Annotated in this window: 9 protein-coding genes; 4 read left to right on the top strand and 5 right to left on the bottom strand. The window is 73.4% G+C overall.

Annotated features, from left to right (window positions below; all coding sequences use genetic code 11):
- Positions 1–201: 201 nt before the first annotated feature.
- Genes Dsi01nite_RS43025 through Dsi01nite_RS43005 form a run of 5 tightly spaced genes read right to left on the bottom strand, consistent with a single transcriptional unit; the run spans position 202 to position 4,071 of the window.
- A complete protein-coding gene (locus tag Dsi01nite_RS43025; protein ID WP_203852203.1) occupies positions 202–1,338 on the bottom strand; it encodes an NADH-quinone oxidoreductase subunit D in 1,137 nt (378 codons plus the stop codon).
- A gap of 10 nt (positions 1,339–1,348) precedes the next feature.
- Entirely contained in the window at positions 1,349–1,639 is a 291-nt protein-coding gene (locus Dsi01nite_RS43020; protein WP_033363511.1) for a type II toxin-antitoxin system PemK/MazF family toxin, read from the bottom strand.
- The gene (locus Dsi01nite_RS43015) at positions 1,626–1,883 is read right to left on the bottom strand and encodes a DUF6364 family protein (RefSeq protein WP_033363510.1); all 258 of its coding nucleotides are present in this window, start codon (positions 1,881–1,883) and stop codon (positions 1,626–1,628) included. The genes Dsi01nite_RS43020 and Dsi01nite_RS43015 overlap by 14 nt, the downstream gene beginning before the upstream one ends.
- 32 nt (positions 1,884–1,915) lie before the next feature.
- Entirely contained in the window at positions 1,916–2,845 is a 930-nt protein-coding gene (locus Dsi01nite_RS43010) for an SAM-dependent methyltransferase (RefSeq protein ID WP_203852205.1), read from the bottom strand.
- A gap of 17 nt (positions 2,846–2,862) precedes the next feature.
- A complete protein-coding gene (locus Dsi01nite_RS43005) occupies positions 2,863–4,071 on the bottom strand; it encodes an amino acid deaminase/aldolase (protein ID WP_203852202.1) in 1,209 nt (402 codons plus the stop codon).
- 141 nt (positions 4,072–4,212) lie between these two features.
- Between Dsi01nite_RS43005 and tmk the strand changes: the two genes are divergently transcribed.
- The 4 genes from tmk (at position 4,213) to Dsi01nite_RS42985 (ending at position 8,377) form a co-directional block, all read left to right on the top strand.
- Complete coding sequence (tmk, locus tag Dsi01nite_RS43000) at positions 4,213–6,354, top strand: dTMP kinase (RefSeq protein WP_308442127.1); 2,142 nt, start codon at positions 4,213–4,215, stop codon at positions 6,352–6,354.
- A gap of 82 nt (positions 6,355–6,436) precedes the next feature.
- Positions 6,437–7,636, top strand: a complete 1,200-nt coding sequence (locus Dsi01nite_RS42995) for a DNA polymerase III subunit delta' (RefSeq protein WP_203852201.1) — start codon at positions 6,437–6,439, stop codon at positions 7,634–7,636.
- Positions 7,637–7,711: 75 nt separating this feature from the next.
- Entirely contained in the window at positions 7,712–8,029 is a 318-nt protein-coding gene (locus Dsi01nite_RS42990) for a YbaB/EbfC family nucleoid-associated protein (protein WP_203852200.1), read from the top strand.
- Positions 8,030–8,056: 27 nt separating this feature from the next.
- Positions 8,057–8,377: a hypothetical protein gene (locus tag Dsi01nite_RS42985; protein WP_203852199.1), complete on the top strand. Its 321-nt coding sequence runs from the start codon at positions 8,057–8,059 to the stop codon at positions 8,375–8,377.
- Positions 8,378–8,398 lie beyond the last annotated feature (21 nt).

Below are 8,398 nucleotides of genomic sequence, written 5' to 3'. Positions count from 1 at the left end.
CCCCAGGCGGATGATCGGCGACCGTGACCGAAGCCGCGGCCAGGACGAAGGCCGTACACCACGCCAGTGGACGCGACCGGTCCGTCGTGGTCGCAGTTTTACCTGGTTGGAGTGGGGGCGCGAGCATCGGCGCGGATCACCCAGATGGCCAGCGCTGTCCTTGCGAACTTGGGGTGGCTTCCGGCGATCGAGTGCCGGGGGCTACTTGTCGACGTCGCCTACGACGAAGAACATTGAGCCGAGGATGGCGATCAGGTCGGGGACCAGGGTGCCTGGGAGGAGTTTGGACAGGGCCTGGACGTTTGAGTAGGACGCGGTGCGCAGTTTCAGGCGCCAGGGGGTCTTCTCGCCGTGGGAGACCAGGTAGTAGCCGTTGATGCCGAGTGGGTTCTCGGTCCAGGCGTACGTGTGGCCTTCCGGGGCCTTCACCACCTTCGGCAGGCGGACGTTCACCGGGCCGGTGAGCTTGTCGACCTCGTCGAGGCAGGTCTGGGCCAGGTCGAGCGAGGCGTACACCTGGTCGAGCAGCACCTCGAAGCGGGCGTGGCAGTCGCCGGTGGTGCGGGTGACGACGGGGACGTCCAGGGCGCCGTAGGCCAGGTAGGGCTCGTCGCGGCGCAGGTCGAAGTCCAGGCCGGAGGCGCGGGCGACCGGGCCCGAGGCGCCGTACGCGGCGGCGTCGGCGGCGGACAGGACACCGACGCCGACGGTGCGGGCGAGGAAGATCTCGTTGCGGCGGATGAGGTTGTCCAGGTCGGGCATGCGGCGGCGGACCTGGTCGATCGCCGTGCGGGCGCGGGTGGTCCAGCCGGCCGGGACCTCCTCCTTCAGGCCGCCGACGCGGTTGTACATGTAGTGCATCCGCCCGCCGGACGCCTCCTCGAGGACGGCCTGGATCGTCTCGCGCTCGCGGAAGGCGTAGAAGACGGGGGTGATGGCGCCGATCTCGAGGGGGTAGGAGCCCAGGAACATCAGGTGGTTGAGCACGCGGTTGAGCTCGGCGAGTGCGGTGCGCAGCCAGACGGCGCGGTCCGGGACCTCGATGCCCATGAGGCGTTCGACGGCGAGGACGACGCCGAGCTCGTTGCAGAACGCGGACAGCCAGTCGTGCCGGTTGGCCAGCATGATGATCTGCCGGTAGTCGCGGACCTCGAAGAGCTTCTCCGCGCCGCGGTGCATGTAGCCGATGATCGGCTCGGCGCTCAGGACCCGCTCGCCGTCGAGGACGAGCTTGAGGCGCAGGACCCCGTGGGTGGAGGGGTGCTGGGGGCCGATGTTGAGCACCATGTCGGCGGTGTCGAGGCCCGCTCCCGTGCCGACCGTCAACTCGGAGGTCATAAGGAACAGCCTAGAGGTCCTGCAGGATGCGCAGCGCGCGCGAGACGTTGTGCATCGTCGCGGTGTCGGCGACGGCGACCCGCTCGGTGAACCAGCGCTTCAGCGGTGAGGAGAGGCGGTCGGGCATGACGACCAGGTCGTCGAGCTCGACGGCGAGCGGCGAGTCGCGCAGCTCCTCCTGGTCGGTGACCTCGGCGACGATGACCACCGGCACGTCCGTGCTGTTGAACACGTCGGAGCTGATGATCAGGCCGAGGCGCTCGCGGGCGCCCTTGATCAGCCAGACTTCACCGCGCCGCACGGCGCCCGCTGAACAGCTCGGCGTCGACCAGGGCGATCTCCTCCTCGTCGGCGAGCGCGGCGCGCTCCAGGTCGGGCTTGGCCCGGCGCACCGCCTCGGCGTGTGCGGTGAAGATCTCGCGCAGGGCACGCTCCTGCGCGGCGCGGTCGATCCACGCGCTGAGGGACACGCCGTCGCGCTCGGCCCAGTGCCGGGCGTCGGCGATGGTCTGGTCGGAGAACGACAACGTCACCTTGGCCGTCATGGCAGCCAGTGTACCGCCGGTATGACGAATGTTCATACCCAGTGCATGACCCAGTGGTGTCCGCCCAACCCCGACGGGTCGGTGAGCTCCGCCGCCTCGCCGGCCCGCGCCAGCGCGCGCACGTAGCCGACGGGGTCGCCGGAGGCCATTGCGATCGGCGGGCGCCCGCCGTGCACTCCGAGCAGCCGCAGGGCTTCCCGTTGCGTCAGCAGTTGGTGGTGTACGCCCAGCGAGTCCAACGCAACGGCGACCGTCAGGTCGCACGACCCGTCCGGCACCGGCGGGGTCTCCTTGCCGTCGCGGAAGCCGGTGAGCGTGCCGAACAACGGCCGCGCCGCACGGAGGTGCCCGTAGTCGACGGCGAGGGCCAGCCCGCGTGTCACGCTGCCGGCGGCGGCCGACCAGGCCTCGTCGCGCGGCGCGCCCAGCTCGGCGCGGGCACCCTCGGGCAGCCCGTCGAGCGGCCACCATCGCGCCAGCCAGGCGGCGTCACCGGGCGTCAGCGGTGCCTCGTCCAGGGCTTCCGTGCCGTCGGGGGAGCTCAGGACGTACCGCGGCCGCAAACGCGAATCAAGCTCGATGATGTCGACCGGGATGTTGTCGAGCCACTCGGTGGCCACGAGCAGGCCGGCGATGCCGGAGGGGATGGTGGCGGTCCACGCGATCGCGTCGGGCAGGTCCGACGGGCGGGGGGCGACCTCGACGGCGACGGGGGCGACCCGGGCGGCCACGGCCGGCGGGAGGGCGGCGAGGACGCCGCGCAGCAGCTCGCCGCGGCCGGCGCCGACGTCGACGAGGTCGAGCCGGGCGGGCTGGTCCAGGGCCTCGTCGACCCGTTCGAGGAGGGTGGCGATCGCGGCGGCGAACAGCGGCGAGGCATGGACGCTGGTGCGGAAATGGGCGGCGGGTCCGGTGTCCGGCCGGACGAAGAACCCGCCGTCGCCGTAGAGCGCCCGCCGCATCGCCACCCGCCACCTGATCACAGGAACACTTTGCCTTCTCCCCGGTAGGTGGGGACCACGTCCACGATCGTGTCGCCGGAGACGAGGTGCACCTCGTTGACGTGTTCGCACAGCTCGCCGGCCTTGGCGTGGCGGAAGTACACCCGCTCGCCGAGGCGCAGGCCGGCCGCGCCGGGGCCGACCAGCGGGGTCTGCACCTCGCCGGCGCCCTCGGTGCCGATGAGCTGGAGGCCTTCCGGCAGCCACGGCAGCGGCTGGCGGGTCGGCGAGGTCTCCCCGGAGGCGATCCAGCCGCCGCCGAGGACTGTCGCGACCTGCGCGTTCGGCCGGCGGACCACCGACATCGCGAAGAACGCCGCGGGTTGCGGGCGCCAGCGGCGGTATCCGTCGAAGAGCCACGGGCCGAACAGCCCTGAGCCGGCGGCCACCTCGGTGACGGCCGGGTCCTGCGCGGTGGCCTGGACGCTGCCGGTGCCGCCGCCGTTGACGAACTCGAGGTCGGCGTGGCGGCGGACCTCGGCGACGACGGCCGCGCGCCGGGCGAGGAGCTCGGGGAACGAGCGGGACTGGATCATGCGGATGAGCGCGCCGCGCACCGGGCGGCCGGGCGGGGCGTCGCCGAGCCCGGCGATCTGCGCCTCGTAGGACATCAGCCCGACCAGGCGGAACCCGGCCCGGCCGGCGATCGCGGCGGCGAGGTCGCCGGCCTGCCGGGCGCTGTGCACGGGTGAGCGGCGCACCCCGATGTGCACGCCGCGGGCGGGGCGCCAGGAGGCGTCCAGGTCGATGCAGACCCGCACGGCACCGGCCCGCTCGCCGGCCGGCACGACCGCGTCGATCAGGTCGAGCTGGGCGGGGCTGTCGATCATGACGGTGACGGTCGTGGCCAGCTTCTCGTCGGTGGCGAGGCGGAGCAGCGCGGCCCGGTCGGCGGTCGGGTAGGCGACCAGGACGTCCCCGGACGTGCCGTGCTCCGCCAGCCAGAGCGCCTCGGGCAGGGTGAACGCCATGACGCCCTGCCAGCCCGGCTGGGCGAGGGCCCGGTCCATCAGCGCGCGGACCCGCACCGACTTGCTGGGCATCCGCAGCGGCTTGCCGGCCGCGCGGCCGACCATCGCGGCGCTGTTGGCGTCGAAGGCATCGAGGTCGACGATCGCGAACGGCGGATCGAGGTCGGCGGTGGCCCGGTCGTAGCGGGCCCGCTGGGCGGCACGTGAGCTGGACACGACTCACCGTACCGAGTCCGCGATGAATATGAAAGAACCTCGCGTACGCGTGTCGGCCCGCACCTGCGCGACACCCGCGGACCGGTAGCGTGGTTACAGTAAGCGGTCTACTGAGGAGGTGCCGCCATCGCGAGCAGCGACTTGTCCGGCTTCGGGGAGCTGAAGGCGGTCCTGCGCATCCGGCCGTTCCGCCGTCTCTGGGCGGTGCTGGGGCTCTCGTCCCTCGGGGACTGGCTCGGGCTGCTGGCCGCCTCGACGTTCGCCGCCGCGCAGGTGGACAACTCCGCGGCGCAGGGTGTGGCATTCGGCTCGGTCATCGCCGTGCGCCTGCTGCCCGCGCTGGTGCTCGGCCCGGTCGCCGGCGTCTTCGCCGACCGGTTCGACCGGCGCCTGACCATGGTCGTCTGCGACCTGATCAGGTTCCTCTTCTTCGCCTCGATGCCGGCCGCCGCGCTGATCGTCGACGACAGCACGCTCGTGATCGCGTGGGCCGCCATCGCCACGTTCATCATCGAGACCACCGCGATGATCTGGACGCCGGCCAAGGAGGCGGCGGTGCCCAACCTGCTGCCCCGGGCCCGCCTCGAAACCGCCAACCAGCTGACCCTCGCCACCACGTATGGCGTCACGCCCGTGCTCGCCGGCCTGGTGCTCATCGGCCTGGAGAAGCTCGTCGTCGCGATCTTCGGCGGCGGCGACGTCCGGCCGCAGGGGGTCGAGCCGAGCGAGGTCGCCCTGTGGTTCAACTCGCTGACCTTCCTCGCCACCGCGATCACCGTGTTCTTCGGCATCAAGGAGATCAGCGGCCGGCGCACGGCCGCCGTCGAGCGCAAGCCCGGGATGCTCAAGGAGTTCACCCAGGGCTGGGCGTTCGTCAGCCGGACCCCGCTGGTCCGCGGCCTGGTGCTGGGCATCTTCGGCGCCTTCGCCGGCGGTGGCGTGGTCGTCGGCACCGCGAAGTTCTACGCCGTCTCGCTCAGCGCCGGCGACGCCGGTTTCGCGCTGCTCTTCGCCACGCTCTTCCTCGGTCTCGGCGTCGGCATCGCGGCCGGCCCGCTGATCGTCGGGGCGCTGTCGCGGCGCCGCTGGTTCGGCCTGTCGATCGTCCTGGCCGCGGGCTCGGTGCTGATCCTGGCCCTCGCCACCCACCTCGTCGTCGCCGTCGGCGGTGCGCTGCTCGTCGGGGTCGGCGCCGGCATGGCGTTCCTGTCCGGCACCACGCTGCTCGGCGGCGAGGTCGCCGACGACATGCGCGGCCGGGCGTTCGCCTTCGTGCAGATGGGCACCCGCGTGGTGCTCATGCTCACCATCTCGCTGTCCAGCGTCATCGTCGGCGCCGGCGGGTCGCGGCACCTCAACCTCGGGTTCAAGGAGTTCGAGGTCTCCAGCACCCGCCCGCTGCTCGCCCTTGCCGGTGTCTTCGGCGTCATCGCCGGGATCATCGCCCTGCGGCAGATGGACGACAAGAAGGGCGTGCCCTTCTTCGCCGACGTGCTCGGCTCGATCCGCGGCCGCCCGCTCAGCCCCGACGAGCCGAAGGCCGCCCAAGGGATCTTCATCGTCTTCGAGGGCGGCGAGGGCGCCGGGAAGTCCACCCAGGTCCGGCACCTCGCCGAGGCGCTGCGGGGGCTCGGCCGCGACGTCGTCGTCAGCCGCGAGCCCGGCGCCACCCCGCTGGGCGAGCGGATCCGCAGCCTGGTGCTCGACCCGCCCGAGGTCACCGGCGAGGTGGTGACCCCCCGCGCGGAGGCACTGCTCTACGCCGCCGACCGGGCCCACCACGTGGCCTCCGTGGTCAGGCCCGCCCTGGCCCGCGGTGCCGTGGTGATCAGCGACCGGTACGTCGACTCGTCGCTGGCCTACCAGGGCGCCGGGCGGACCCTCCCGGTCGACGAGGTGTCGTGGCTGTCGAAGTGGGCGACCGGCGGGCTCAAGCCGGACCTGGTCGTCCTGCTCGACCTGGAGCCGGCCGTGGGCCTGGCCCGGGCCGGCCGCCGCGGCGACGCCGACCGCCTCGAGAGCGAGTCGCTCGCCTTCCACGAGCGGGTCCGCTACGCGTTCCTCGACCTCGCCTCCGCCGACCCGAGCCGCTACCTGGTGCTCGACGCGTCCCTGCCGGCCGAGTCGCTGGCCACCGGGGTGCTGCAGCGGGTCCGGCACCTGATGCCCGCCGACGAGGAGTTCGACATCGCGGAGGTCCTCGAGGACGTGGCCGAGACGGTCACCGTGCTCACGGGTGACGAGCTGACCGACGACCTGCCGTCCGGCGGGACCCGGGTATGAGCGCCGCCACGGCGCCGCCGATCTTCGCCGGCCTGGTCACCGTGTCCGCGGGCGACGAGTTGACCTCTGGTGGGAGGCGGGCATGAGCGTCGGCACGGCGCCGCCGATCTTCGCCGAGCTCGTCGGGCAGGACGACGCGGTCGCGACCCTGACCCGCGCCGTCGCCTCGGCCGGCGCGATGGTCCGCGGCGACGTGCCCGAGGCCGGCATGACCCACGCCTGGCTCTTCACCGGCCCGCCCGGCTCCGGCCGGTCCGTCGCCGCCCGCATCTTCGCCGCCGCGTTGCAGTGCCCCAACGGTGGCTGCGGCGACTGCCAGGCCTGCCACACCACGCTCGGCGGCACCCACGCCGACGTGCGGTTCGTGGTGCCGGAAGGGCTGTCGATCGCGGTCGGCGAGATGCGCGCCCTGGTCCTGCGCGCGGCCAGCTCACCGACCCAGGGCCGCTGGCAGGTCCTGCTCGTCGAGGACGCCGACCGGCTCACCGAGGCCGCCGGCAACGCGCTGCTGAAGGCCATCGAGGAGCCGCCGCCGCGCACCGTCTTCCTGCTGTGCACGCCCAGCACCCACCCCGACGACATCTCCGTCACGATCCGCTCCAGGTGCCGGGTCGTCCCGCTGCGCCAGCCACCCGCCGACGCGATCGCCGCGCTGCTGCACCGCCGGGACGGCCTCGACGAGCAGACCGCGGCGTGGGCGGCGGCCGCCGCGCAGGGCCACGTCGGGCGGGCCCGCCGGCTGGCCCGCGACCCGCAGGCGCGCGTCCGCCGGGAGGCGGTCCTCGCCGTGCCGCGCCGGCTGACCGGCATCGGCGCCGCGTTCGACGCGGCCGCCGCGCTCATCGAGGCGGCCGAGGCCGAGGCCGCCGCGTCAGTGGTCGAGACCGACGCCAGGGAACGCGCCTCGCTGGAGACCGCGCTCGGTGCCGGCGGCACCGGCAAGGGCGCCGCCGGGGCGGCCCGCGGCTCGGCGGGCCAGCTCAAGGACCTCGAACGCCGGCAGAAGTCGCGCGCCACCAGGGCCCAGCGCGACGCCCTCGACCGGGCGCTGGTCGACCTCGCCGGCTTCTACCGCGACGTGCTGGTCCACACGTTCGCCGCGGCGGTCGAGCCGGTGCACGGCGACACCGACGAGCTGGCCGCCGCCGCCGCGCAGAAGTGGGCGCCGGAGAGCACGCTGCGCCGGCTCGAGTCGGTCCTGGAGTGCCGCGTCGCCATCGAGGCCAACGTCAAGCCACGCATCGCCGTCGAAGCGATGATGCTCGCGCTGTGGCGCGGCTGAAGTTATCCACAGGCCGCACTTCGGGGTTTCGTGTCACTGGCTGGTGCCGTACGGTCACCCGGGGGAGGGGCCGACATGGGGCGCGAGATCGACGAGACGTGGATCGAGGAGGCGGTGGAGCGCTACCGCCGCATCGATGCGCTGCTCGCCGAGTTCGACAAGGCGGTCACGACCGTCGAGGTGAGCGTGCGTTCCCCTGACGGTCTGGTCGAGGTGGTGGTCACCGCCGACGGCACGATCCGCGACGTGCGGATCGACCAGCTGCGGGGGCAGAGCGGCGCCGAGCTGTCCCGCTCGGTCCGTGCGGCCGTCACCGCCGCCACCGACGCCGCCGCCTGGGCCAGGAAGAAGCTGCACGCCGAGACGTTCGGCGACTACCGGTCCCTGGCGTAGCACACGCGGACATTCCGGGGGGACTGCATGCGACTCGACGATCTGGCCGGCCGGCTGGAAGCCGCCGGCGACGAGCTGGCCGGGGCGAGCACGACGATGGCGCTCACCGACCCGGGCTCCCGGGCGCTCGGCGGCGACGCCCCGGGCGGCCCCGGCGAGCTGGGCCGCGCCCTGCACCGCACCCTGACCACGGCGCTGACCGCCCGCTCCCGGGAGGCCTCGGCGCACGGCATCCGGTTCGCCGAGACCGCGGAGGCCCTGCGCCTGGCGGCCCATGGCTATCGCGCGGCCGACCACGACGCCCGGCGGCAGCACCAGCGGCAGCACCAGTCGCAAGGGGACGCGTGATGGATGCCCTGGACCGGCTCG

The sequence above is a fragment of the Dactylosporangium siamense genome, from assembly GCF_016862795.1.
In the GTDB taxonomy this organism is placed as follows: Bacteria; Actinomycetota; Actinomycetes; order Mycobacteriales; family Micromonosporaceae; genus Dactylosporangium; species Dactylosporangium siamense.
The sequence above is the reverse complement of the archived record's forward strand: the minus strand, read 5'-3'. Positions and strand labels throughout refer to the sequence as shown.

Bases quoted from the DNA above. Each gene is read 5' to 3' on its own strand.
- Dsi01nite_RS43015 (WP_033363510.1), bottom strand. From the start codon at position 1,883: ATGACGGCCAAGGTGACGTTGTCGTTCTCCGACCAGACCATCGCCGAC.
- Dsi01nite_RS42985 (WP_203852199.1), top strand. From the start codon at position 8,057: ATGCGACTCGACGATCTGGCCGGCCGGCTGGAAGCCGCCGGCGACGAG.
- Dsi01nite_RS43010 (WP_203852205.1), bottom strand. From the start codon at position 2,845: ATGCGGCGGGCGCTCTACGGCGACGGCGGGTTCTTCGTCCGGCCGGAC.
- Dsi01nite_RS42995 (WP_203852201.1), top strand. From the start codon at position 6,437: ATGAGCGTCGGCACGGCGCCGCCGATCTTCGCCGAGCTCGTCGGGCAG.
- Dsi01nite_RS42990 (WP_203852200.1), top strand. From the start codon at position 7,712: ATGGGGCGCGAGATCGACGAGACGTGGATCGAGGAGGCGGTGGAGCGC.
- Dsi01nite_RS43025 (WP_203852203.1), bottom strand. From the start codon at position 1,338: ATGACCTCCGAGTTGACGGTCGGCACGGGAGCGGGCCTCGACACCGCC.